This window comes from Lacrimispora amygdalina, assembly GCF_003432035.1.
Lineage (GTDB): Bacteria > Bacillota > Clostridia > Lachnospirales > Lachnospiraceae > Lacrimispora > Lacrimispora amygdalina.
The window spans coordinates 51,116-76,430 of the sequence record NZ_QOHO01000067.1 but is presented as its reverse complement, the minus strand read 5'-3'; the positions used below and the strand labels follow the sequence as shown (position 1 = coordinate 76,430).

Sequence of the window (25,315 nt, the reverse complement as noted above, 5' to 3'; positions counted from 1 at the left end):
GTTTTGTATCGCCATCAGTATAACATAGATTTTACAGAAAACAAGTGTTTTTTTTCAGCACATACTGTTTCGTTCTATTATACGGTGTACATACAGTGCTATAAAAGTACCAAGTAACGCTCCTCCCAAAACATCAGTGGGAAAGTGGACAAATAAATACATTCTGGAAAATGAAATCAAAACTGCCAGGATCAGGAAGGGTACTGCCAGTTTCTTATTGCAGAGCCAGATGCTTAGGGCACATTCAAATGCTGCAAGTGTATGGCCGGAAGGGAACGAATAATCTTTGGGATTCTGAATCAAAAGAACAATCTGTGTATCAATCCAGCAGGGTCTGGGCCTTTGAATGAGATTTTTAAGTATCATGTTTCCCAAAAGCAGTCCAACTGCCAGACTGAGTAAAACACTGATCCCTGTTTTTCTGGTTTTGGGAATAGAGGAAAGTACTATTCCTGTTAGAATCCAGATAAATCCGTGGTCTCCCAGGCCGGTGATGCGGACCATAATCGGATCAAGCCATGGACTATGCAAAGACTGCAGGGCATACAGGATGGCAAATTCTATTTGATATAACATATATAATTACTCCTTTGCATTTATAAGTACTTATAATATTTCATTCTATTAATTTTTATAAAATCATTTGACAACCGGAAGATTTGCGTATAGGATTAAGCATAGTTGAATTTTCGACAGGATATACAGGAGGCTTTATCATGAAACACATCAGACAATTCGGCATTATTTTATTTATTTCACTTGCAGGAGAAGTGATTCATCTGTTTGTACCACTTCCCGTACCTGCGAGTATTTATGGTCTAATTCTTATGCTGCTTGGCTTAAATACGAAACTGATTCCATTGGAAGCAGTTGAGGATGTCAGTAATTTTTTACTGGAGATTATGCCCATGCTGTTCATTCCGGCTGCTGTCGGACTTTTGGATTCATGGGGTTCCCTTCAGCCAATTCTCATACCATTTCTGGTAATTACTCTTCTCTCCACAGTTATAGTTATGGCAATTACTGGAAAAGTAACCCAGTTTTTTATTGAAACTGATAAAAAGAAGAAAGGAACAAATGATGAATCATACAATCAGTGACTTTTTATTCTTCGGATCCGTTATAAGTCTTGTCAGCTATGAAATGGGGATCCAGCTTAAGAAACGGTTTAAACTGGCCATCTTTAATCCGCTTTTAATTTCAATTATCATCGTTATGGCTTTTTTATCTGTCTTTAAGATCGATTATACGGTATATAATGAAAGTGCCAAATACATCAGTTATCTGTTAACCCCTGCAACCGTATGCCTGGCTGTACCTTTATACCGTCAGCTTAACCTGTTAAAAAAACATTCCAAAGCAATCATTGCCGGGACCCTTACAGGTGTGCTCACGACCATGTGTACGGTTTTTTTGCTGGCGCTGGTTTTTGGCCTGAACCATCAGGAATATGTAACCTTTTTACCCAAATCCATTACTACTGCCATTGCAATGGGAATTTCAGAGGAGATGAAAGGATTTGTGACAATCACGGTTGCCAGTATTATCGTAACCGGAATACTAGGCAGCATTATAGCAGAAACCGTTTGCCGGATATGTAAAATAACAGATCCGGTTGCAGTTGGTATCGCCATCGGTTCTGCATCCCATGCAGTTGGCACGACTAAGGCTATGGAGATAGGCGAAATCGAAGGTGCCATGAGCAGTCTCGCAATTGCCACATCAGGGCTTTGTACGGTTGTATTTGCCTCAATTTTTGCTAATTTTATTTAATTATTGCAGTCCCGCACTGGACAGATCCCTCCGGCTGCTCTCCTTATAATACCCTGAGAATTTCTTTCAGACCGTAGACTTCTTCTGTTCTAAAAGAGTTCTCCAGCGTATTCAGATTAACATCCGAATGCTCAATCTCTCTGGAAAATCTGTGAACCAGCCGGGTAAAATCATCAAAGGAAAGACAGCCCGGATGTCTGATATAAATTGCCAGCGCCAGTTCTTCTATTAATATAGTACAGATAACCGCCATCTTCACTTTCACATAAGGATGCTCATCATAAACAGCTCCGCAGAAATACGTATAAACGAAATAGACCAGGAGCTGTTCCAGCCACTGACTCCACTCCCTCTTTCTTTCCGGTACTGTCTCAATATATTCGTAAAACTCTTCTCTTTTCTTCCCGTACTGATCAGGTCCCTGCTCAAAAAGCAGAATCTTTAACTCCCCTATATAAGCCGGCCACTCCTGGCTTAAAACTTCCAGCTTGTCAAAGAGAGAAAACCAGTTATTCATTCTGATATAACGTTCCCCATGAGGCGCAGTATACTCCCGGCTTTTCATACGAAAAAATTCTTCACACCCAGCCTGCCTGTATCTGACGATCAGCTCCTCGGTCTGATACAGCTTGCCGTCCCTGATCCTTTTTTGCAAATCATGTCCCAGTCCCAGAATCATGGCTGCCCGAAGAGAAATCTCTCTGTTCCGATTCTGTAAAAGAGAAAATATCTCCTCCCTCACATCCATCAGTTTGGAATAAAGGAAGAAATCAAACTCAGGATAAGTCTCCTCTCTGTCATCTTCCTTTGTAAGAAAACGAACCGGTTCTTTTAAACCGAGAATGAGCCTGGCCGCTTCTTCACAGGACATTGAAAGGGAGAGTTCCCGGACGCCTTCGTATTCTTCCGTATGCCTTGGATATTCCCTGCAGGTTTTGCAGAGCATGGAAGGTCCCCCGTCTGTGTACATATCGCAGAGATTCATTTCGTTTAAAAACGCGCATCTGCCATGGCTCTGCTTAAAACACCCCTTTTTCCAGTCAATTCCATTTAAAAGTTTTCTGCCCAGTAAATCTGTCTGCGCTCTGTATTTTTTCATAGAAGCATCATCAATCATAATTGCCCAGCCCGCACAGCAGGTATCACTGCAATGATCTGCGATGCAATGAAAGCCTGGGTAATAGTGAGGTATTGTAACCTGCATAATTCTACTCCAATCCCAACATATCTTTTCTTTAAACCCCGACTATTTTACCACACATTGAAATCACTGTCACTTGCTTTAGCCTGCAATTTTATAAGAATATTCAAAAACAAACGAGAAAAAGGGCCTCGCACCAGCGATAAAAATCGTTAGCGCGACAGTCCCTTTTCGCCGAATATTATTTACAAAGCTTTTTAAATTCATCTGCAACGTGCTGAACCTGAGTTCCGACCACAACCTGAACGCTGTTCTTTCCAGGACGGATGACTCCTGCCACACCGGACGATTTAATCTTTTTTTCATTTACCTTAGTGTAGTCGGCAATTTCCAGCCTTAATCTGGTAATACATGCATCAATACTGGTGATATTCTCCTTACCTCCAAGCCCTTCCAGAATAATGGAAGCAACAGCCGTATAGTCATTATTGGCAAGAGTCACTGTACTCTCATTAACTTCATCATCTTCTTCCCGGCCAGGTGTCTTAAAGTTAAATAACGGAATTGCCAAACGGAATATGATGTAGTAAACAGCACCATAAACAATACCGATTGGAATGAGCAGCCAGGAGTTCTCCGCAAATGGGGCTTTGAAGCTTAAGAACCAGTCAACAAAACCTGCACTGAAGAAAAAGCCTGCACGTACAGGAAGTATAGCAATGATTGTCATCGAAATAGCTGTTAAAGCTGCATGGATTAAGTAAAGTCCAGGAGCAAGGAACATGAATGCAAATTCAATAGGCTCCGTAATACCTGTAAAGAAAGAACATAATGCGGCTGAGAAAAATAAACCATATACCATTTTCTTTTTTCCTGGTTTTGCAGTATGGTACATAGCCAGAGTCGCTGCCGGAAGGCCGAACATCATGACAGGGAAAAATCCTGACATATACTGACCAGTCTGACCTAATATTCCGCCTTCTGCCGTACCCCAGAATTTACCGATATCATTCACTCCGGCAAGGTCAAACCAGAACACAGCATTCAGTGCATGATGAAGGCCAAGCGGTATGAGCAGACGGTTAAAGAATCCATAAAGACCAGCTCCAACAGGTCCCAGACTTAGAATCATTTCACCAAATGCAACGATTGCAGAATAAATAGCCGGCCATACGAAAAGCAATACAATGCTAACCACCAAAGACGACAAGGCCGTAACAATTGCAACAGAGCGCTTACCGCTGAAAAACGCCAAAGCATCAGGAAGCTTAGTTTTCTTAAACTTATTATAGCAGTTAGCTCCGATAAGTCCTGATATAATACCAATACATGGGTTTGCAATCTTACCAAAAGCCGGATTTACCTGAGATGCGTCAATTTTGAATAACAATGCAACTGTTCCTGTTGAAAGAATCGTCGTGATCATCAGCCAGGAGACGAGAGCTGCAAGTGCGGAAGTACCCTCCTGGTCATCGGACATCCCTATACCTACACCGACAGCAAAGAGAATTGGCAGATTGTCAATAATTGCTGCTCCAGCTTTAATTAAAAAAACAGCAATAACGGACCAGACTCCTGTAGCGGTCCCCTGCCCGGAAATTATGCTTGGGGCAATCCAGTATCCAATCCCCATCAGGATACCTGCTGCCGGAAGACATGCCACCGGAAGCATCAACGATTTACCTAGTTTTTGCAAATACTTCATCATAAAAAGAAACCCCTTTCTTTTTTTGTCCTGCCGGACATTTTTTATCCATACCTGCAGATAAGCAGGTTACGATCACCTTTTATCCAGAACAGACCGTATTGCGTAATACGCAGCCTCTTCATCCTCACCTTCAAAATGAAAGACAATGACATCCCCTTTTTTTGCTCCAAGCCCCATAATAGCCAGGAGGCTTTTACAGTCCGCCTTTTGTAAATCCCAGTAAACCTCTATGGTACACATAAATTTCCCTGCTTCCATAAAAATCTTAGAGGCCGGTCTGGCATGAAGTCCCATGGGATCTTCTATTTCATATCGATACTCCCTCATTTTACCACCTGCAATTCAATGATTGGTTCAAGCTCCTTTACTTTTTTACCAACATGACATTCCATATCAGGAAACTCTCCGGTATTTAAAATAATTACCGGTGTGATTAAGTCATACCCTTTCCTTTTAATTTCCTCCAGTTCAAATTCAAGCAGAAGCTCCCCTGCTTTTACTGCATCCCCCTGCTTTTTAAAGGACCGGTAGCCCTCCCCTTTTAATGTTACAGTATCAAGACCCACATGGATCATTACCTCCGCCCCGTTATCTGCAGTGATGCTGACCGCATGCATAGTCTCAAACATAACTGACAGCACTCCATTTACAGGAGCCACAATTCTTCCTTTTGAAGGGATTATAGCCATTCCTTTTCCCAGAATCTCCTCACTGAACGCAGGATCTTTAACTTCACTTAAAGGGACTGCCATTCCTTCCACAGGTGCAAGAATTTCCTCCCTTTTAACGCCCCCTCTTTTTAAATGCTTCTTTAATGCTTCAAACATGCCGATTGGTTCCCCTTTCTTCTAGAGCCTCATTCTTTTGATATGAACTGCCAGATATGCAGTTTCCTCCTCTGTTACATCGTGATGATATGACTCAAATATATAGTCCTTTATTTTTAAACTGCACTCATATTCTTCCGGATACATCCCCGCTATGATATTACTGAATTCAGTATTTGCGCTGTTTAACAGTTCTCCGGTAAGAATACGCTGGGCAAGAAATCTTAAGTGGGTAATAAACCTCTGATAACTTAAGGATCCTTCGTCCGGTTCCATGGCAAAGAATTCTTTTACTATTTTTACCCCATTCTGAATCAGACTGGTCATATCCATCGTCTTATTCATGGCTGTATTAAGTTCTGCATTTACAATATGCATTGCTATAAATCCGGCCTCATCTACCGGAAGTCTGACTCCCACACTTCTCTCAATCAGTGCAACCGCATACTCGCCGACTAAGTACTCTTCTTTATAAAATGTCTTAATCTCACTGAGAATCGGATTTGAAAAAACCATGTTTTCCTTAAAGCGGTGGATGGCAAAATTTATATGATCCGTCAGTGTGATATATATATTCTGATTCAAAGTCCTGTTGAGTACACTTTTCGCATAGGAGATGATTTCCGCCGATACCTTGATGTGTTCAAGCGGAAGTTTCACAAGCAGTTCCTTAAACTGGTCCAGACTGTTCTGGCTGTCTAGCCGGAAGGTTTTTTCAATTTTGCTCTCTGCGATCGGGCGGCCCGCCTTTGTGCCAAAACCGATTCCTCTGCCCATGATGACAACTTCCTTACCATCCGGGTCCAGTGCAGTGACAATATTGTTATTAATAATTTTATCAATATTCATATATTACCTCTTATCACAAAAAAACCAACTTTGACTATGAAAATAAGATGTTATTTTCTTAATCAAAATTGGTTTTGCCTGCTTTCCAGTAACAATCCGATTACTATTCACTTATTTTAAGTATAGCAAAGTATTGGGTAAATGTCAATCTTTTTAAAGTTTACTAAAAGCAAGAAACAGAAACAGAACTCCGCTGAGCCAGGACAGATCCCATCCTTTTAGTGCAGCAAGCCGTTTCCCCAGGAAAAGTCCGGCATACATCACGGCAATTCCTACTAAAAGAGCTGCCAGTGCTGCAAACCCCGGATTGATCATTAAAAAACCGGACAGGGCGCCCGCCACCAGGCTGTCAATGGACATTGCAAATGAAAACATAACCGATTCTTTCCATGACAGCGTTTTTGATTCATCCCAGTCAGCCGCCATAGGGTTTCCGTATATATTAATAATTATACTAAGCCCTGATACGGAAAAAGTCAGATCTTTATGAATATGGACATGACGATTGATGTATTTTTTAATGGTATAGTCCAGCAGCTTCATCACTCCCAAAAAGAATAAACAGGAGAAGCCTGCTCCCTTTGCGAATGCTTCCGGCACAAAATTATCAATCACATTGCCGAATAACAGCGCTGCCCCCAGACATCCGCTGCAGATTACATTCGCTGCAATTATCTTTATCCATGAAATGCCTACCCGGTTTGCACCATAAGCAATACTGGCAACAAACGTATCCGTACTCAGCGCCAGAACCAGAATGAAAATATTACGCATATTTCATCGAACTACCCTTTTTATTTTAATATATTCACAGGCAATTGCTTTGGCACCTGAAACCCGCTAACTGATTTTTTTAATTCCGGGATAATAGCGGAACAAAACCTTTGCCAGTATTTTATCCTCCGGTACATAAGGGTCACTCCAGTATCTGGCATCAGCGGAATTATTCCGGTTATCTCCCAGCATCAGATAGCATCCGTCCGGGACGTTGAAATGATAATCCTCTGATTCCATGGGTTCCTTTAAATACGGTTCCTCAAGAGGAGTCTTGGACTGATTTATATAGACATGATTATCCTTAATGTCAACTGTTTCCCCCGGAAGGCCGATGATCCGTTTAACCAGATGAATCTCTTCATTTCCAGGACCAGTCATGTGGTCAAATATAATCACGTCTCCCCTTTTTGGTTCTTCCTTAAAGCGGTAAGCCAGTCTTGAACCGATGAGCCGGTCCCCTGTCATGATCGTTGTCTCCATGGACCCGCTTGGCACCTTACTGTTGGCAATAAGAAACGTATTAATAAAAAATGCAATCACTGCTGCAATGACAATAATCTTCAGCCATTCAAACAGCTCCCTCTTCCAGCTTAGAGGCTCTTCCACTTCTTTGTTCTTTTTTACACTCATGTTTTTTCCTTCGACTGTTTTTTATTATTGTATCAAATGAAGAAAGAGGAATCAACTTTTTATATCCCATTTCTTTTCAATTCTGTTCTAAGCCGTTCCAGTGCTTTTTTTTCAAGTCTTGATACATAGGATCTCGAAATCCCCATGAGATCTGCGATCTCCCTCTGTGTGTATTCCCTGCCGCCATGAAGTCCATAGCGCATGCCGATGATCGTCTTTTCGTTGTCCTTTAAACAGGAATCAAAAACCTCATAAAGTTCCTTGATATCCTGCTTTAGTATGATGGTCTCCAACGTTTCCTTATTCTCCATTTCGATCACATCAAGAAGGCTCACTGTTTCTCCATCCTTGTCTACACCGATGGGTTCATATAAAGAAACCTCTTTTGAATATTTTTTATTCGCACGAAGGAGCATCAGGATCTCATTTGCTAGAGTCACAGGACGGCTCCCTGGAACCGAAGAGGTAAAGATGAACGTTTTCTCCATCCCAGACAACCTGTTTCACCAATATCCGTATGGCCGCCCGTTTCTGTTCTACATCCATTCGATCCACAGTCTTTTCAAACGTGGAAAGCATTTCTTTTTGCAGATCAAATTCAAGGGCAGTCAGTTCCTTACCCATGGCGGTTTCCTTACACGTTTCTATCTGAAACAAAATTTGTTCTTTCCTTTTATGCAGTTTTTCGATCTGTCTGACAATGTAATCCCCGGCCGCCGTTCCGCCGGCAGTCTTTAAAGAGGCGACAAGACCTTCAATCTCTTTCCCTGTCTGTAAAAGTTCCTCTTCCAAACGGCTTAAATCCATCTCATAATCCTGCTTTTCTTCCTGAAGCTGTTTTCTTCCCTCCTCCAGTTGTCTGGCAAATTCCTTCTTATCTTCCGAAATTTTTTTTAATTCCTCAATTACCATGCTGTCCAGGAGATTTCCATTTGCGTTCTTCATTGCACAGCATTTCATGCGACTTTTTTCTTTCATGGAACAGAGATAGGAATAGATCTGTTCCCCTCTGTCATTATACCTGCCGGAAAGCTTTGGACGCATATAATCATGACATGCTCCGCAGATAAGAATACCGGAAAGAAGTGCCACATTACTTCTGGGCCTGCGGTAATTTTTTGATCGATTCCGTTCCAGCTGACGCTGGACGCTGACCCACTGCGCTCCCGGGATCAATCCCTCATGTTTACCGATTGACACAATCCATTCTTCCATATCTTTCATCTCATGGGCTTTTCCCTGCTTTTGTAAGGTCCGGTTATATGCAATAACACCATGGATGCCCTTAAAATCAGACCGGTCTGCAAAAAGTTCCACTTTTTTCTCCTTCAGATATTCATAAGCTTCCTGATCTGCAATCATATATACCGGATTTGTAAGAATCCCCTTAATTGCAAAACGGCTGAATAACCGTCCCTGTTTTGTTTTGTATCCATTCTGTATGAGATAGGTCTCTGTCTGTGTGAGGGAACCGGTCTCCCAAAACTTCTCATATATCCGTTTTACCAGCTTCGCCTCTTCCGGAATCCGTTTCAGCTTATATGCCTTTTTCTGTTTTCCGTCAATGGTAACCGATGTCACCCGTTCAGACTTATAACCGGTCGGAGTGTTTCCGCCAAGCCACCTTCCGCTTTTAGAGAGTTCATGCATATTATCCCTGATCCGTTCTGCAATGGTTTCCCTCTCCAGCTGGGAAAATACGGAAGCAATATACATCATGGCCCTTCCCATGGGCGACGATGTATCAAACTGCTCTTTAATTGAAATAAATGAAATATCCAGATGATTCAGTTCACCGATCAGGTTAGCAAAATCACCAATATTACGGCTGATCCGGTCAAGGCGATAGCACACAATGGCTGAGATGTTCTTTTTCTTCGCCTCTTTCATCATTTGCTGAAACTGGGGACGCTCTAAATTTCCTCCGGAAAAGCCCTCATCTTCAAAAATCATGGCACTGTCCGCTATGCTTTCCCCGTAATGGGCCGTGATATATTGTCTGCAAAGTTCAATCTGATTTCCGATGCTTTCTCCTTTGCCGGTAAATTTGGATTTTCTGGAATATATGGCAAATGGTTGATTTCTGTCTTCCACCACACAAATCCTCCTTGTTTTCTCATGGAAAGCGAGTCCTCAAACATACGGGACACGCACAATAACATACAAATATATAAACCCTGAATTGTAAGGCATTCTCTATGAATATGATCGTATATAATCCCCAGACGGAGGAAGATAAAAAAGAACTTGGCAGAAGGGCAGCCGTCATTCATAATCAGGTACTTATGCAGACAGTCCGCCTGCTTCACTGCCCAAACGACCAGAAAAAAGCGCTGTTAAACGCAATTAAAGCAGAAAGTACCCAGACATTTAAACAACCTGAATAATTTTATCCCATTTTCCCGGAACGAATACGTGAGTGGCACAGGATACGCAGGGATCAAAGGATCTTATGATTCTCCCTATCTCCACCGGCATACTCTCATCTTTCACCGGGGCACCCAAAAGTGCCTGTTCTGCTGTTCCCTTTCTTTGTCCTGTCTGAGTGGATAGGTTCCAGGCAGAAGGCGTAATAATCTGGTAGAACAGGATTTTCTTGTCTTCAATCGTCAGCCAGTGGCCAAGTGCTCCGCGGGTTGTATCAATCAGACCTGTTCCATAAGCCTGTTCCGGTACTGTATATTCCTGCTGCATCGGCACATCGGGAATGAGATTTTCCAAAAGAGTATTCATAATCTGTGTGATTTTCTTTGCTTCCAGAACCCTGGCAATGGTTCTGTCCATAACAGATATCCCACGTCTGTACTCTCCAGACAGCCATTGTCTTGCTAACGGTCCAACCTCAAAAGGCATTCCGTTGTATCTGGGAGCTCTGATCCAGGAATAGGCGTCTGGCTTATTCCTGTCCGGTTCATCCGCTTCATTAAACCACGCATATTCATCTGACTGGACGATAAGAGCCGGATCAAAACGGGAGTACTGTTCATTAGTAAAGATATATGGAGCTACATATAAAGTCCCAAGCTCTTTATAATGATCAAAACAGCCATAGGTTAAAAGATTACCATAACCGCCTCCAAAATGATAATATTCCGGATAATAAGCGGCAATTTCATACACATCCGGCAGCATTTTTTCCGTTATAAACTGTTCAATCCCGAATAAAATTGATTTTATGGCAATAATCATATCAACCGTAACAGGTGACGTGATTCCGCCTATAAATACTCCATGATTGTGAGGTGCCTTTCCTCCCAGAATGGCTAACATCTTATGTGCATTCCTGCTGTATTCCAGGGATTCAAAATAATCATTTACCAGGCGTGTATTAACCTCTTTGGGCAGCCTGTAATCGTTGTGATCTGTTTTAAAGAGAGGATAACCCTCCGGCAGTTTTACATAGTCCGGAAGAGTATACTGGTAAAGATGCCTTAGATGATTCTGCAGAAATTCACAGGCATGAAGCAGATCCCTCAGATACCTTCCCTGCTCTGACGGTACAATCCCAAGGGCATCTTCCAGGGCTAAAGAGGCAGCCATAGAATGGGCTGTGGAGCAGATTCCACAGATACGCTGCGTAAAATACACTGCATCCAACGGACTTCTGCCTGCCAGCATCTTTTCAAATCCGCGAAACATCAGTCCTTTTGTCCTGGCATCTGTCACAGCATTATTTCCCACCACTGCTTCTATTTCCATAAACCCGTTGATCCTGGTAACTGGATTAATGATAATTGTCTCCGCCATATTATTCCTCCCTCATGGTATCATAAGTGATAAAGGGCTCCATGGCATCCGGGAATCCAAACTGAGCACATCCGATACAGGGAGTGTCATCTCCTATCGGCCAGTTTACGTGTCCGTTCCATTTGCGGATGGGACAGTCCGTCTGGGTCACAGGCCCCCTGCACCCCAGCATGAACATACAAGTCTCTTCTCCCAGCTTTGTCGCAAATATACCCTCGTCAAAATAAGATCTTCTGGGGCAGCGGTCATGAATTGTTATGCCATAGAACATCAAAGGCCGGTCCATATCGTCCAGAGGCGGTTCCCCGTAAAGAATTAAATATGCCACTGTTCCCATTAGCCAGTCCGGATGGCAGGGACATCCCGTCAGCTTAATCACTTTCCGGTTTACAACATCTGAAATTCCAGTGCAGTCTGCCGGATTCGGTCTTGCTGCCGATACCCCTCCGTAAGATGCACAGTCTCCAACTGCAATGATATGGGAGGCATGTTCCCCCAGCCTGACTGCAGCTTCCAGACCCGTCACTTCTTTCCCCTCATGACGTCCAATAATATGATATAATCCATTGTCCTTCATGGATACAGCCCCCTCTACTGCCAGTATATACTCATCCCCAATTATATCGAACAACTGATCCATTGCTTCTGCGCCCTCAGATGCAATCAAACTGTTGCTGTAAATAAAGTTTGTCATCTGTGTCATAAGATACTGGAAATCCGGATTCTGACCGTCAAGCAGAGATATCGTATTTCCCGTGCATCCATTAAGCTCCAGCCATACCAGATTAGGCTTTGCCAGCTTCCGGCTTCCGATTTCCTCCATTGCCCTGGATACCAGATGTGTGGTTTCCTTTAATTTATACTCCTGAAAAGGACATGATGCATGTTCTCCCTTCAAATTATCACTCCCCCTATTCCTGAATGAGGTACCCAACAACCGGCAGCACACTTAAAACCATTGCTCCCGGATGGCAGGATGCAAATTCTATGCTTAAATCCCTTCCTGCAGACAGTCCCCAGAAATGATTTCCTCCTGACCATAACCGGTTATCGGTTACATTATAGACAACTCCATTGACTGCAACATAAGCCGGAGCACCGTTTCTTCCATCATATTGTGACAGCTGCTCCAGTGTAAAATAGGTCAGGGGCTCTGGCTCCGGGCTTTCTCCAGGCTGCTCTGCGCCTGTTGCTCCTCCTGTTTCACCGCCGGTTGGGCCTCCTGTTGGACCTGTACCTGTCGGGCCTCCTGTTGGACCTGCACCTGTCGGGCCTCCCGTTGGACCCGCACCGGTTGGGCCTCCCGTTGGACCTGCACTTGTTGGGCCTCCCGTTGGACCTTCACCTGTTGGGCCCATTTGGCCTCCTGTCAGTCCACCTGCCCGACCGTTCATCTGACTGGCAAATAAACCTTTCTCCTGCATCTGTCCGAAATAATAGACATGATTCTGCAGCATAATTAATTCACTGCTTAAGTGATCCAGTATATCATCGCTGTTGTATTGATTAGAGCGAAGTTTCTCTACATCAGTATTTAATCTCTTTAAACTGCTCACAAGATATGTCATCAGCAAATCCATATCCATAATGAAACCTCCTTACCAATTTTTACATTTACTAATTCACCGGCAAATCTTTGAAGGAACGCCAAATCATCATTACTCTTTCTGGTTTAAATATAAATTACTATGATCAGATGACGCTTATCTGTTAGAATATATGTGCAGGCCTGCCTTTTAAGCCTGATTTCCATGTTTTTTGTACAAGAAGGTGATTCATTCTGTTTTCCGCTTTGCTTCTTTTGACAGAATACCTCTTATTATATCTTCTGTTTCTCTGCAAATTTCCGGAAACTGCCTGTAAAGTGCAGGACTTAGCTCAAGGCCTGGAACAATCAGGGAAGCCTCAATCCCAATTAAGTATCCTCTTATGGAACATCTGTAAAGTTTCATAAGATCCAGAAAACTCATATCGTGCTGCATGGACAGATCCGCTCTCTGATCCATAAGTTCATTTAAGGAAAATATTTTCACAGTACCCGGCCGTTCTCCGGTTGTCATGGCATCTAAAATCAGTACAAAATCATCGGGATTCAGAGAATAAAAACACCCCTCACTGTCTGTTTCTCCATAGGTTATCTCCAGTTCTGAATCATGGAACCGTTTTTCCAGCTCTTGTGCAACGATAAGCCCAATTCCATCATCCTTCATCAGCCGGCTGCCAACAGCAATCAGTTTCGTTTTTCATCCCCCCTGTCTTATTTTTTTATATATATGAAAAAGACATGGGAATATTCTCACTCCCATGTCTTTTAAAGTCAGGTTTGCTGGAACCGGCAAAGTTTTGCTCCGTGACCAGGTACTTTTAATACCAGATCCTTTGTTGTACAAGTAAATATTTCACCTGTCCAAAGTTCTTTAAAGCAGATATCTTTAAAGTTTTCAATATTTAAGAGACAGGTCTGTATGACAATCTCACTTTCCTCCTCAGAAAGATTGAATACAGCCAGATAATTAAAACCATTTTCCCTATGGCTGCTGTGCCAGATACACCGATCCCCATTGCGCGCAAGCTGTGATGCTTTGCATTTGTCACTGAGAAGGGCTAAAACTTCCGGATTTGTAAGCAGTCCCTTCGTCCATTTATCCATCAGAGTCAGTTCAGCGCCAATCATCAGCGGAGACCGGAATATACACCACAGCGTCATCATTGTAATCTGCTCATCCTTTGTAAACCGGGTCATTCTCTCATCACCGAAACCTTTTCCTAACATACCTACCGGAAGCATATCACAATCCGGGTAATTTCCTTCACTCACATGATTCTGCCAATGTTCGCAGCGAACAAACATCTGTTTTAACAGCTTCCAGTCATCCCAGAAATCATCGGTAATCCGCCACATATTGGCGTAAGTTTCATAATGCCATGCTTCATCAAGGAGGGCAGGTCCTGGTGACAGGCTGAGTACCATCTGCCTCCCGCTGTTTTTGATTGCGTCATGAAGCATACGTATCTCTTCTTTTGCAGACGCTGCATCCATACGGCAGATATCATCGCATTTGATGAAATCCACCCCCCACTGCGCATACAGCTGAAAAACAGAATCATAATACGCCTGTGCCCCCTCAGCCTGGGGAATTACTCCATACATATCCGGATTCCAGGAGCAGATGGAATAAGGATCTGAAATCCGGTCTGCTGTTATATCTGTATTCATTATTTTCATGCAGTTATGAGCCGCTATACGGGGAATTCCCCTCATGATGTGAATTCCAAATTTTAAGCCCAGTCCATGGATATAATCAGCCAGCGGTTTAAACCCCTGACCTCCCGCGGAAGACGGGAAACGGCCGGGACACGGCCAGAGTCTGGAATATTCATCAATCTCAACCTTCCCAAAGGGGATATACTGGCACTCTTCCCGCCTGGTTCCGGCATAATGGGCATACCATTGTATGTCAACCACGATATATTCCCAGCCATATTCTTTTAAATTCTGTGACATATATTCAGCATTAGCCCTGACCTCACGTTCTGTTACTGTGGTATCATAATAGTCATAGCTGTTCCATCCCATGGGAGGTTTTTCTGATGATAAAATTCTGCTCATATACATATCCTTTCCTGGTAATTATTGATAAATCTGATATCATTATAACAACTGGGTAATCTATTGCAAGAGTACAGCAATTATTTTTCAAAGGTTTTCAGAAAAAATATGAGCATTGCAGCTCAATACAGAAGCCATTATGATAGGATCTCATTCTCCACACATTTCGCCGCATAAGTGGCCAGCCTTGATCCTCTGTCCGGATGAAAGGTATTAACAGCTTTGATTAACCCGATAGTCCCCACGGATAGGAGATCTTCCATATCATAGTCTGTATTCTGATACTTTTTTGCAACATGGGCCACAAGACGCATATTACGCTCGATGAGTGTGGCTCTCGCCTCCTGATCCCCTTCCTGGTATCGTTCCAGACACTCTCGTTCCTCTCGCGCAGTTAAAGGTTTGGGAAAAGTTTTCAAAGAAAGCCACCTTAAACTTACTTAATCCTATTTTATGCCGCCCCCGCCTTTAAAGTGCTTTTACAAAAAATATAGGCTGGTACTTATTTTTTCTCAGATTATCTGCATTACTTTACATAATATTTTTATGTAAAGTAAAACCGTAAAAAAAAGGACCGGACACCGGTCCGATCCCTTCATTTATTTTATTAATGGTGGAAGAGGCGTATTCCATTAAATGCCATTACCATACCGTATTTGTCACAGGTTTCAATCACCTGATCATCCCTGACGGAGCCGCCTGGCTGAACAACGTACTTCACACCGCTTTTAAATGCCCGGTCAATGTTATCTCCAAATGGGAAAAATGCATCAGATCCAAGGGATACATCAGATAACTGATCAAGCCACTGCCTTTTTTCCTCTGCCGAAAAAACCGGGGGCTTTTCCTTAAACACCAGCTCCCATCTGCCATCCGCCAATACATCCATATAATCCTCACCGATATAAACGTCAATGGCATTATCCCTGTCTGCACGGCGGATATTATCAAGAAATGGGAGTTCAAGCACCTTTGGTGCCTGCCTTAAATACCAGTTATCCGCTTTGCTTCCCGCCAGTCTGGTACAGTGGACGCGGGACTGCTGTCCGGCTCCGATTCCGATTGCCTGTCCGTCCTTTGCATAGCAGACAGAATTGGACTGGGTGTATTTTAACGTAATTAAAGAGATTATTAAATCAATCTCGGCAGCTTTCGGAATCTCCTTATTCTGAGTCACTCTGTTTTCAAACAATTCCCGGCCGATTTTAATTTCATTTCTTCCCTGTTCAAACGTAACTCCGTAAACCTGCTTTTTCTCTATGGGCTCCGGTAAATATTCCGGATCAATTAAAATAACATTATAATTGCCGTTCTTCTTGGATTTTAAAATGTCCAGAGCTTCCGGTGTATAACCAGGTGCTATGACGCCGTCTGACACCTCTCTCTTTATGATCTTAGCCGTATCTTCATCACAGGGATCTGACAAGGAAATATAATCGCCAAAGGAAGACATGCGGTCAGCTCCCCTGGCTCTGGCGTAAGCACAGGCAAGAGGGGAAAGCTCCCCCATATCCTCAACCCAGTAGATCTTTTTTAGTACGGGGCTTAAGGGAAGTCCTACTGCTGCACCTGCAGGAGACACGTGCTTAAATGAGGCAGCTGCAGGCAGACCGGTGGCCTCCTTTAACTCTTTTACCAGCTGCCAGCCATTGAATGCATCCAAAAAATTAATATATCCGGGTTTTCCGCTTAATACGGTTATGGGCAGATCGGATCCATCTGCCATATAGATTCTTGATGGTTTCTGATTGGGGTTACATCCATATTTTAATTCTAATTCATTCATCTTTTGTGCTCCTGCTATTTATTCTTATTTATTATCCGGGTCTCAAATTCCCCTGTTACAAGATCAATATAACGGACAAACAACGATACTTTATTCTCTTCATTCAGACTTTCCCAGATCATGGAAGTATACTCATCCTGGTCATCTAAAACTTCCACCAGTTTTGGTTCCCCTTCAAAGCTTGGCAGGGGATTGCCGTCATGCATATAGGTATGAATAAAATGGGCTTCTCCTGGTACTGGATTTTCATAGGCAAAGGTGAAGCGGTTGCAGGCAGATGGATCTCCATTGTTACTTTTTAATATAGACATGGCATAGTTAAATCTTCCATCCTCCACATGCATGATACCGGATATACGTGGAGTGTAATTGGGGCTGTCCGGCTCAAACTCTCTGCTGCGAAGAGTCTGCTCAAACGTAAGCTGAAAATCCATTCCTTTATAGATGGTGTCTGTCTGATCTCCGTTTGTCACAATTGTTTTGTTGCCCATGACACGAACCGGAGCATAGATAATCAGACTGGGATCTGACAGTTTTGAAGGATCGTGAGCCTGGGTACGGATTCCATCTCCATCTTCCACAAATACGCGATTGCGGCTGTTGACACTTCTTCCCATGATAAAATAGGCTGTTACTGCCTTTCTGCCATCAGGGGATTTGCCGATAATTATCCCTCTTCCCGGATAGGAATTGTTCGTTAAATCATCCTTCAAAGAAACCAAATTCATGACTTCTAGTCCTCCTTCATCAATAAGAACGCAAAAAACCGCCTGGACATCCCATAGCGGTGCCCAGGCGGTCGGCTTCTGATTGTAACGTGCTCCCCGTGGTTTTCTCCACTTATCCGCCAGTTGCACGTACCTTGTTTAACATAATAAATGATTCCTCCGAAAAATGCAAGGTCTTTTTTTAATATTACTTAGCTTTACTCGTTGCGAATGGCAGCAAGAGGACTCAGTTTCATGGCTCTGAGTGATGGGAAAAATCCGGCAGCCATGCCTACAAAAATAGAAAATCCTACGGCAGCCAGAGACAGCCACACCGGTATTCTTGATAAATCTCCAGGCATATCCGGCATAAAACGGCCGGCCAGAAAACGGTTTATGAGAAAAGAAACCCCGTAACTGAATACAATTCCCGTTACGCCTCCAAGGAAACCTATAAATCCTGATTCCAGAAGAAACATGTCTCTGATATGGTTCATATCAAGCCCCAGTACCTTTAAAATTCCGATTTCCTTCGTTCTTTCATAGATGGACATCATCATGGTATTGGCAATACCGATTGCTGCTACAAATAAGGATACCGTTCCGATTCCGCCAAGCAGTGCCTGAACCATCTTAGCCTGCTTCTGGGACTGTTCCAGCCATTCCATATTGCTGTTTGCCTGATACCCCATATCTGTTATAGCCTTTTGAACTTCCGTTACATTGGCCATATCATCTACCTCCACGACCGCCTGGTCATAAATAAAATAGCCGTAAGGCTTTCCCTTTTTATTGGTAGGCTGATTGGGAATGGGTTTCTTCTTAAAAATCTGCTTTAACTGGGATTTTAACGCTTCCAGATCAACATAAACATTGTAGCTGTAATTATTATAGTCCTCCACACCTCCCGCTACCAGACCTGCTGTCTTCAACAGATATTTTTTAGGCGGCTTGACGGGAGTTTTCCCGTCACCTGATCCGCCGTTTTGGGCCTGATAATAGGCATCCGTATCAAAAACCACAAAAATGGGTCTGTTTATAAAATCAATATCAGGAACTTTGGTTGGATCATCATAAAAATCCTGACTTCTGCTTTTCGGGTTGCTAAACTGCCTGGCAACCATATTTCCAACCACCATCTGCAGTTCTTTCTTCCCTTTATCCGGAAGGTGACCCTGTTTTAAAGAAATATTCTCCATATATTCCGGAGTTACTCCGATCACTGTGATATTTGCCTGATATGCCCCCTGGCTCATGATCGTATCTGCCTGCAAAAGCGGGGAAGCCGCCTTTACATGATCCATTTTTCCAAATTGGGCAATCACATCATCCGTCATGTGCTTTGGTTCGTTCTTTCCGTCTCCGCCAAACGATTGATTGGAGTACACGGTGATTTCAGTCAGGCTTCCATAAGAAGCGTACTGTTCCATGGTAAGTTCATTAAAACCGATCCCCAGAGATACCATAACAACAATGGAAGCCGTACCAATCAGAACTCCCAGAACAGTTAAAAATGTCCTCATCTTTCTCCGTCTTAAATTGTTCACACTCATGGAAAGCAAATCGCTAAATCTCATCGTTTAATTCCTCTTCTGCTGCCAGCTTCTTCTTTTTTCTTCTTTTCCAGAAGAAAATGGCGGCACCGGCTCCTGCAGCGATTAGTACGCCAGCGGCTGGGACAAGAATTTTACTGTACTTTGCAAAACCTGTGGGCTGTACATCTGCAGGCAGTTCACCCATATCACCTGTATCCGTCCCTGTCTCTTCCTGCTCTGTTACCATTAATGTGACTTCTTTTTCTATCGGATCAGAGACTACTCCGTTTTCATCCTCATAGGTAATTAGAATCTTGATTTTTCCGTCATCTGCTGTGGGAGTTGTACCCGTAATCATGGCATCTACATTACCGGTTTCTCCTGGCTTAATATTACCGATGTAGGTAGTAGTCTGCTGGATAGAATCTCCTACGAATGCCACCATAACATTATAAAGAAGAACCTTGCCCGTATTATTAACAGGGAACATAATATTGGTTTCAGATCCTGCGGCTATTGATTCCGGCATAATATCTATGGTTCCTGTATTTAAACGTGCAACCTGTTTGACCGGAATATTAACTGTTATCTTTTCTTCCGCATTTTTAAATTCAGGGCTGTCATATTTTTCATTTATGGTCAGTCCATAGGTTCTCTGGTCCACCCATGCCCCGGCCCTGAGCTTTACCTTGATGTCTGCGGTCTGTCCTGCCCCAAGAGTATTCACAACGATGGAAGAGCTTCCTTCATCGGTCGTAAACACAGCGCTTTCCGTTACCTTTTCAGACTCCAGATTAAAAAGAATGTTGCTCGCAGTAACACTCTCCGAGGCATTTTTCATATGCAGCGTAAGTTCAAACTCCTCACCGGCGTAAACCTTCTCCGGATTGGTTTCAAAGCCGTCAACAACAATCCTTGCCTTGGTTCTGTCATTGGCATTAAACTCCTTTGTCTCTTCCTCTTTATCCTTATTCTGCACCTTTACATAGAAAGTCTCTTCTGACTTCTGGATATCACCGTCTGTACTGTCCCGGTATTCGATATTAAATACAATAGGATAATATCCGCTGTAAACATCTTTTCTGATCATCATGCTGTAAGGCACGGATATGGTCTCCCCGCCCCCGATCCGGTCGTAATGTTTGGTATAATTCCCATCGTTGATATCAAAAGGGAATTTTGTACTGTCCTGATTTACGCCCATACGTACATTCACGTCGAATGCGGTTAGGGAAGAAGAATTACGGACATTCATATTGAAATTCATGACTTCCGGATAAGTGCCGAAGGGTGTGCTCTGATCTTCGCCAAGCTCAAAGCTTATGGTTCCTTCATTTGCTCCGGAAGAGGTTGTGGCGGAAGATTTCGTAATCCAGATATTTACCTTCTCGTAGGATGCATGGGCTCCATCATCTTTTTTCTTTGCATCTGTAACGACCTCTAACGGCACTAAGTAATAGCCCTCAGATACATCTCTCCTGATTCTGGCAGTCAGGCTGAAGGTTTTAGAGCTGCCGCTTTTAACCTTGCCCAGCTTTTTGTTATCAAAGGTGTTTGAGGATATTTCGAAAGGAAACACGGAGCCTGTATAAGTAGTGGTTTCCTCCGCGTCTTCCGTGGCCCTGTATTCCTGTTCCGGAATATCCCTGTCAAATCTCACTGCCACATCCTCCAAATCACTGCCTGTATTATTGGTAAAAACCATGTTGATGGTAATATTCTCTCCTGTCTTTCCAGACGGAGTCTTCTTCACATCAATATAGGTATTTTTGCTTAAATCATATTGTGCAAAAGCTGTTGCCGGTATTGATGAAGCCACCATAAGCACAGCAAGCAGCCATACAATTTTTCTCTTAACTCTGTACATGTTCCTTATCCCCCTCTGTATCCTCGTGGTGCTGTTCTTCAATCTTAAATATCTTTCCATCCACTATGTGGAACTGTCTGTCTGCAAACTTAGCTATATAATTATCGTGTGTTACCATGACAAGTGTCTGGTTCTGCTCTTTTACAATCTTCTGCATCAGATTAAGAACCTCTTTTGTCGTTTTGGAATCCAGATTTCCGGTTGGTTCATCCGCAAAAATAATCTTTGGATCAACTGCAAGCGCTCTTGCAATTCCCACCCGCTGCTGCTGTCCTCCCGACATCTCGTTTGCCATATGGTTCATCTGTTTCTCCAGCCCTACCAGCTTTATGTACTGTTTTGCCTTTTCATTCCGGACTTTTCTCGGTACTCCCCGAAATGACAGGGGAAGTGCAACATTCTCTACCGCATTCAATGTCTTTATCAGATTATAAGACTGGAAAATAAACCCGACATGCTTTCTTCTGAATGCAACCAGCTGATTCTCTGAAAGCTTTTCAATGTGATTTCCCGCAATGACAATTTCCCCCTTCGATGGTTTTTCCAAACCCGCCATCATATTTAAAAGTGTGGATTTCCCTGAGCCGGACGGGCCCACAATGGCGCAAAATTCACCTTTATATATTGTAAAGTCTACTCCGTTTAGTGCGTAGACTTTGGTATCTCCCACCTGATACACCTTATAAAGATTCTTAACCTGAATCATAGGTGTCTTATTTTCCACCACTTAAGCATCCTCCTTGTTTTATTCACGCAATGACATTATACAACAGGATTGGTAAATCCTGCATTCTTTATTTTCTTAATCTTCCTTACATATTCCTTACACCCCGGAAGGCCTTCCAAAAGGCTGTTAAAAATTTTTAAAAAAAGAGTGGAAATATTTCAAAGTATGCTTTATAATGGGATAGAATTTTAAACCATAACTCAGTGGATAAAGGAGATTCTTATGAGACATTTACTTAACCCGTTAGATTTCAGTCTGGAAGAAACCGGACAACTGCTTGATCTGGCAAAAGATATTGAAGATAATCTTCCGGAATATTCTCATGTATGCAATGGAAAAAAACTAGCGACACTTTTTTATGAGCCAAGTACAAGAACCCGTTTGAGTTTCGAGGCTGCCATGCTTAATTTAGGAGGCAGCGTACTTGGCTTTTCTTCTGCCGATTCGAGCTCTGCTTCAAAAGGAGAAAGTGTCGCTGATACCATTCGGGTCATCTCCTGTTACGCAGATATCTGTGCAATGAGACACCCCAAAGAAGGAGCACCATTAGTCGCTGCCAGCCATTCCGGTATTCCGGTCATCAATGCAGGAGACGGCGGACATCAGCATCCCACACAGACACTTACCGATTTACTTTCTATTCGTTCCTTAAAAGGCCGTCTGAACGATTTAACTATTGGTCTTTGCGGTGATTTGAAATTCGGCCGTACCGTTCACTCTCTCATTAACGCTCTTGTTAGATACGAAAACATCAAATTCATCTTAATTTCCCCCCCTGAACTGCGGGTACCTGAATACATCCGGGAAGATGTGCTAAGGGCCAACAACATTGAATTTATCGAAATGGACAGTCTTGACGATGCCATGCCGGATCTTGATATCCTGTATATGACACGTGTACAGAAAGAACGCTTTTTCAATGAAGAAGATTACATCCGTTTAAAAGACTGCTACATTCTGGATAAGAAAAAGATGAAGCTGGCAAAGGAAGATATGTATGTTCTTCACCCTCTTCCCAGAGTCAATGAGATCTCTGTAGAAGTTGATGATGATAAACGGGCCGCCTACTTTAAGCAGGCACAGTATGGTGTTTATGTACGTATGGCTCTTATCATGACATTACTGGAGGTAAATAAACCATGTTAAATATCGGCGGATTAAAAGAAGGTATCGTATTAGACCACATTGAGGCAGGAAAAAGTCTGGAGATTTATTATAATCTGGGGCTGGACAAGTTAGACTGCCAGGTGGCCATTATTAAAAATGCCAAAAGCAATAAAATGGGAAAAAAGGATATTATTAAAATAGAAGGCGGCATGGATCATATTAATCTGGAGATTCTCGGATATATTGACCACAACATCACGGTAAACATTATCCGGGATAATGAAATTGTAGAAAAGAAGACACTCAGTCTTCCCCAGAAGATCACCAACATCATCCAGTGCAAAAATCCCCGCTGCATCACTTCCATCGAACAGGGGCTTCCCCATGTTTTTTATCTCTCAGATGCGGAAAAGGAAACCTACCGCTGCATGTACTGTGAAGAAAAATACAGCAGATAATACTGTGACAGAACCGCTTCCTGCCTAACTGACCGGAAGCGGCTTTCTTTTGTACCTTTCCTTAATCATATCCCCAAAAGCAAATACAGCCTTGGACTGATATCCCATGGCAGAACAGGCCAGTGCCAGATCAAGAAAAATTCCCTGCCTGCCAACCGATATGTAAGCCGTATCCTCGTATTCCTCCATACAGGACCGGTAAGTAAAAGCAAGCCCAAGACCCGCTCTTGCCATTCCCACCGACAGGGCTGCAGTTATATTGCTGTTGTCCGAATGCACTTTTAAATTCTCTTTTTCAAACAGCTGCCTGCTGATAGTTCCAAGCATTGTATTGTAATCGCTGAGTATGAAGGAAAACATGGCGGCATCCTTTAGTTCCATGTGGTACTGCCCTGTTTTATCATCCCGATATACATATTCCATTGCAGGGTGATTTTTACTGCATACAATTACTACTTCATCCCTGTAGAATTTCTCCACTTTACCTTTTAAGTTAACGGGCAGTGCAACCACTGCCAGGTCAAGCTTGCCTGCAGTCAGTTCTTCCTCCAGTTCCATACTGTTAGCTTCTACAATGTCGACCTTCACCTTCGGGTACTTCTTCTGAAAGTCGGCGAGAATACCCGGAAGCATGTACCTTCCCCGAAAAGAACTGATACCAAAAATAATTCTTCCACCTTCCAGATTTACACTGTCCCATAATTCATTTTCCGCTCTTCTGTACTGAATTAAAATCTGTCTGGCGTTTTCTATAAAGTTTGCACCTCCTGTTGTGGGACGTATCCCTTTTGCAGTCCTTGCAAACAATGCAGTTCCAAGCTCTTTCTCGTACTGCTGTAAAAACTGGCTCAGACTGGACTGGGCCATAAACAGCCGGTCTGCTGCTCTTGATATGCTGCCTTCTTCTGCCAGAGTAACAATATATCTCAATTCTTTCAGTTCCATTTTTACCTCCCATCGGTTTTTTCGATATCAGCTATTACTTATTTTAGATTGCACCGATAATATATTCATTATAGAATCGACTTATTATTTGTGCAACTTTATAGATACAGGAAAAATTATCATCAGTTTCTGCCAAAACAACATAAATATTCTTTTTTTCCAAGAAGTGTATTTGATGATTTTCTACAAAGCTCTATCGTTGCCAGATAAAAGAAAGGAGATGTTAAATGAGTAAGGTATCTTTAGGGGGTATCATTGATATGCATGTCCACTCAAATCCTGATATTCGTCACCGTGCTTATGACGATTTCGAATTGATGGAAGCTGCCATAAAGGTGGGTGCCAGAGCAATTGTAATTAAAACACACCAGGGCACAACCGTGGACCGGGCATACTTATGTAACCAGCATAACAAATTAACACACAACGGTGACAATAACTTCACCATGTACGGCAGCGTAACGTTAAACAGACAGATTGGAGGAATCAACCCCGCTGCGGTTGAAAGCGGTTTAAAACTGGGCGCAAAAGTCATATGGCTTCCTACACAGTCTGCAAGAAATCATAAGCTTAAAATGAACCAGTCCACAGCTGACTGCATTGATGTGATCAGAGATTCAAAAATCGTACCGGAATTAAGGGATATTTTTGAGCTGGTTAAAGACTATAATGCAGTACTAGCAACAGCCCATATATCTCCAGAGGAGTGTTTTCAGGTTGTAGAAGCCGCCAGAGACGCAGGAGTTAAAAAAATAGTAGTAACTCATCCGGAATGGTGGCTTGTGAGCATGGACATTACTGATCAGGTACGCATTGTAAAAGATTACGGTGTAATTCTGGAACACTGCTTTGCCCAGCCGCTGGGAGGAGGGAAATATAAAAGCAACCTGCCTGTGAATCTGGAGGCCATAAAAGAATGCGGATATAGAAATGTCATGGTCTCCACCGACGGAGGACAGGTAGAAAATCCAAACTGGGAAATTGCAATGGAACAATATATGCAGTATCTTGTGGATAACGGCATACCGGACTCAGAGGTTTTCCACATGACTCATACAATCCAGTCAGAACTACTTGATATAACGTAACATGAAAGTCAATAAAACAAAAAAAGGGGTTAT

Annotated in this window: 26 protein-coding genes, 2 pseudogenes and 1 riboswitch; of the genes and pseudogenes, 6 read left to right on the top strand and 22 right to left on the bottom strand. The window is 42.8% G+C overall.

What is annotated here, in order from left to right; genetic code table 11:
- Window positions 1-54: 54 nt before the first annotated feature.
- The gene (locus DS742_RS20245) at window positions 55-576 is read right to left on the bottom strand and encodes a phosphatase PAP2 family protein (protein WP_117418774.1); all 522 of its coding nucleotides are present in this window, start codon (window positions 574-576) and stop codon (window positions 55-57) included.
- Window positions 577-716: 140 nt separating this feature from the next.
- Here DS742_RS20245 and DS742_RS20240 point away from each other — a divergent pair, with 140 nt between their 5' ends.
- Together DS742_RS20240 and DS742_RS20235 are read left to right on the top strand one after the other, a co-directional pair.
- On the top strand, window positions 717-1,100 hold the full coding sequence (locus DS742_RS20240) for a CidA/LrgA family protein (protein WP_117418773.1): 384 nt from the start codon (window positions 717-719) through the stop codon (window positions 1,098-1,100).
- On the top strand, window positions 1,081-1,773 hold the full coding sequence (locus DS742_RS20235; protein ID WP_117418796.1) for an LrgB family protein: 693 nt from the start codon (window positions 1,081-1,083) through the stop codon (window positions 1,771-1,773). Before DS742_RS20240 ends, DS742_RS20235 begins: the two co-directional genes overlap by 20 nt.
- Window positions 1,774-1,816: 43 nt before the next feature.
- On the opposite strand, the gene fliB is transcribed toward DS742_RS20235, so the two are convergent.
- The 9 genes and pseudogenes from fliB to DS742_RS20190 form a co-directional block, all read right to left on the bottom strand.
- Window positions 1,817-2,977 (bottom strand): flagellin lysine-N-methylase, encoded by a 1,161-nt coding sequence (fliB, locus tag DS742_RS20230; protein ID WP_117418772.1) that lies wholly within the window; start codon window positions 2,975-2,977, stop codon window positions 1,817-1,819.
- A gap of 178 nt (window positions 2,978-3,155) precedes the next feature.
- The gene (gene nagE, locus DS742_RS20225) at window positions 3,156-4,622 is read right to left on the bottom strand and encodes an N-acetylglucosamine-specific PTS transporter subunit IIBC (RefSeq protein ID WP_341457672.1); all 1,467 of its coding nucleotides are present in this window, start codon (window positions 4,620-4,622) and stop codon (window positions 3,156-3,158) included.
- 72 nt (window positions 4,623-4,694) lie between these two features.
- A complete protein-coding gene (locus tag DS742_RS20220; protein WP_117418771.1) occupies window positions 4,695-4,949 on the bottom strand; it encodes an HPr family phosphocarrier protein in 255 nt (84 codons plus the stop codon).
- Window positions 4,946-5,449 carry a PTS sugar transporter subunit IIA gene (locus DS742_RS20215; protein WP_117418770.1) on the bottom strand — a complete coding sequence of 168 codons (504 nt, stop codon included), beginning with the start codon at window positions 5,447-5,449 and terminating at the stop codon, window positions 4,946-4,948. The genes DS742_RS20220 and DS742_RS20215 overlap by 4 nt, the downstream gene beginning before the upstream one ends.
- A gap of 21 nt (window positions 5,450-5,470) precedes the next feature.
- The gene (gene licT / locus DS742_RS20210) at window positions 5,471-6,298 is read right to left on the bottom strand and encodes a BglG family transcription antiterminator LicT (protein WP_117418769.1); all 828 of its coding nucleotides are present in this window, start codon (window positions 6,296-6,298) and stop codon (window positions 5,471-5,473) included.
- A 153-nt stretch (window positions 6,299-6,451) separates the two neighbouring features.
- Window positions 6,452-7,072, bottom strand: a complete 621-nt coding sequence (locus DS742_RS20205) for a manganese efflux pump (RefSeq protein ID WP_117418768.1) — start codon at window positions 7,070-7,072, stop codon at window positions 6,452-6,454.
- 66 nt (window positions 7,073-7,138) lie between these two features.
- Complete coding sequence (lepB, locus tag DS742_RS20200; protein ID WP_117418767.1) at window positions 7,139-7,705, bottom strand: signal peptidase I; 567 nt, start codon at window positions 7,703-7,705, stop codon at window positions 7,139-7,141.
- Window positions 7,706-7,764: 59 nt separating this feature from the next.
- Window positions 7,765-8,157 (bottom strand): annotated as a pseudogene (locus tag DS742_RS20195) (sigma-70 family RNA polymerase sigma factor); the annotation flags it as partial.
- A complete protein-coding gene (locus tag DS742_RS20190; protein WP_117418794.1) occupies window positions 8,129-9,799 on the bottom strand; it encodes a recombinase family protein in 1,671 nt (556 codons plus the stop codon). The gene DS742_RS20190 and the pseudogene DS742_RS20195, both read right to left, overlap by 29 nt.
- A gap of 104 nt (window positions 9,800-9,903) precedes the next feature.
- Between DS742_RS20190 and DS742_RS20185 the strand changes: the two genes are divergently transcribed.
- Window positions 9,904-10,092, top strand: coding sequence for a hypothetical protein (locus DS742_RS20185; RefSeq protein WP_117418765.1), 189 nt, complete (start codon window positions 9,904-9,906; stop codon window positions 10,090-10,092).
- On the opposite strand, the gene DS742_RS20180 is transcribed toward DS742_RS20185, so the two are convergent.
- The 11 genes and pseudogenes from DS742_RS20180 to DS742_RS20130 form a co-directional block, all read right to left on the bottom strand.
- Window positions 10,076-11,452, bottom strand: a complete 1,377-nt coding sequence (locus DS742_RS20180) for a nickel-dependent hydrogenase large subunit (RefSeq protein WP_117418764.1) — start codon at window positions 11,450-11,452, stop codon at window positions 10,076-10,078. The genes DS742_RS20185 and DS742_RS20180 overlap by 17 nt on opposite strands.
- Window position 11,453: 1 nt before the next feature.
- On the bottom strand, window positions 11,454-12,350 hold the full coding sequence (locus tag DS742_RS20175; protein ID WP_242996649.1) for a hydrogenase small subunit: 897 nt from the start codon (window positions 12,348-12,350) through the stop codon (window positions 11,454-11,456).
- 13 nt (window positions 12,351-12,363) lie between these two features.
- A complete protein-coding gene (locus DS742_RS20170) occupies window positions 12,364-13,038 on the bottom strand; it encodes a cytochrome b5 domain-containing protein (protein ID WP_117418763.1) in 675 nt (224 codons plus the stop codon).
- 189 nt (window positions 13,039-13,227) lie between these two features.
- On the bottom strand, window positions 13,228-13,683 hold the full coding sequence (locus tag DS742_RS20165; protein ID WP_278336082.1) for a hydrogenase maturation protease: 456 nt from the start codon (window positions 13,681-13,683) through the stop codon (window positions 13,228-13,230).
- Window positions 13,684-13,769: 86 nt separating this feature from the next.
- Window positions 13,770-15,062, bottom strand: a complete 1,293-nt coding sequence (locus DS742_RS20160) for a glycoside hydrolase family 27 protein (RefSeq protein WP_117418761.1) — start codon at window positions 15,060-15,062, stop codon at window positions 13,770-13,772.
- A gap of 143 nt (window positions 15,063-15,205) precedes the next feature.
- A pseudogene (locus DS742_RS20155) lies at window positions 15,206-15,481 on the bottom strand (sigma-70 family RNA polymerase sigma factor); the annotation flags it as partial.
- 188 nt (window positions 15,482-15,669) lie between these two features.
- Window positions 15,670-16,848 carry a phosphoribosylaminoimidazolecarboxamide formyltransferase gene (locus tag DS742_RS20150; protein ID WP_117418760.1) on the bottom strand — a complete coding sequence of 393 codons (1,179 nt, stop codon included), beginning with the start codon at window positions 16,846-16,848 and terminating at the stop codon, window positions 15,670-15,672.
- A gap of 14 nt (window positions 16,849-16,862) precedes the next feature.
- Window positions 16,863-17,576, bottom strand: coding sequence for an IMP cyclohydrolase (locus DS742_RS20145; protein ID WP_117418759.1), 714 nt, complete (start codon window positions 17,574-17,576; stop codon window positions 16,863-16,865).
- Window positions 17,577-17,630: 54 nt separating this feature from the next.
- Window positions 17,631-17,713: riboswitch (ZMP/ZTP riboswitch) on the bottom strand.
- 60 nt (window positions 17,714-17,773) lie between these two features.
- Window positions 17,774-19,132 carry an ABC transporter permease gene (locus tag DS742_RS20140; protein WP_117418758.1) on the bottom strand — a complete coding sequence of 453 codons (1,359 nt, stop codon included), beginning with the start codon at window positions 19,130-19,132 and terminating at the stop codon, window positions 17,774-17,776.
- Window positions 19,122-20,957: a COG1361 S-layer family protein gene (locus DS742_RS20135; RefSeq protein ID WP_117418757.1), complete on the bottom strand. Its 1,836-nt coding sequence runs from the start codon at window positions 20,955-20,957 to the stop codon at window positions 19,122-19,124. Before DS742_RS20135 ends, DS742_RS20140 begins: the two co-directional genes overlap by 11 nt.
- The gene (locus DS742_RS20130; RefSeq protein WP_117418792.1) at window positions 20,944-21,663 is read right to left on the bottom strand and encodes an ABC transporter ATP-binding protein; all 720 of its coding nucleotides are present in this window, start codon (window positions 21,661-21,663) and stop codon (window positions 20,944-20,946) included. Before DS742_RS20130 ends, DS742_RS20135 begins: the two co-directional genes overlap by 14 nt.
- 243 nt (window positions 21,664-21,906) lie before the next feature.
- Here DS742_RS20130 and pyrB point away from each other — a divergent pair, with 243 nt between their 5' ends.
- Both pyrB and DS742_RS20120 read left to right on the top strand, forming a co-directional pair.
- A complete protein-coding gene (pyrB, locus tag DS742_RS20125) occupies window positions 21,907-22,830 on the top strand; it encodes an aspartate carbamoyltransferase (RefSeq protein ID WP_117418756.1) in 924 nt (307 codons plus the stop codon).
- The gene (locus DS742_RS20120) at window positions 22,824-23,249 is read left to right on the top strand and encodes an aspartate carbamoyltransferase regulatory subunit (protein ID WP_117418755.1); all 426 of its coding nucleotides are present in this window, start codon (window positions 22,824-22,826) and stop codon (window positions 23,247-23,249) included. The genes pyrB and DS742_RS20120 overlap by 7 nt, the downstream gene beginning before the upstream one ends.
- 24 nt (window positions 23,250-23,273) lie before the next feature.
- On the opposite strand, the gene DS742_RS20115 is transcribed toward DS742_RS20120, so the two are convergent.
- Window positions 23,274-24,194 carry a LysR family transcriptional regulator gene (locus DS742_RS20115; RefSeq protein ID WP_117418754.1) on the bottom strand — a complete coding sequence of 307 codons (921 nt, stop codon included), beginning with the start codon at window positions 24,192-24,194 and terminating at the stop codon, window positions 23,274-23,276.
- A gap of 227 nt (window positions 24,195-24,421) precedes the next feature.
- Between DS742_RS20115 and DS742_RS20110 the strand changes: the two genes are divergently transcribed.
- Window positions 24,422-25,282 (top strand): DUF6282 family protein, encoded by an 861-nt coding sequence (locus DS742_RS20110; RefSeq protein ID WP_117418753.1) that lies wholly within the window; start codon window positions 24,422-24,424, stop codon window positions 25,280-25,282.
- Window positions 25,283-25,315 lie beyond the last annotated feature (33 nt).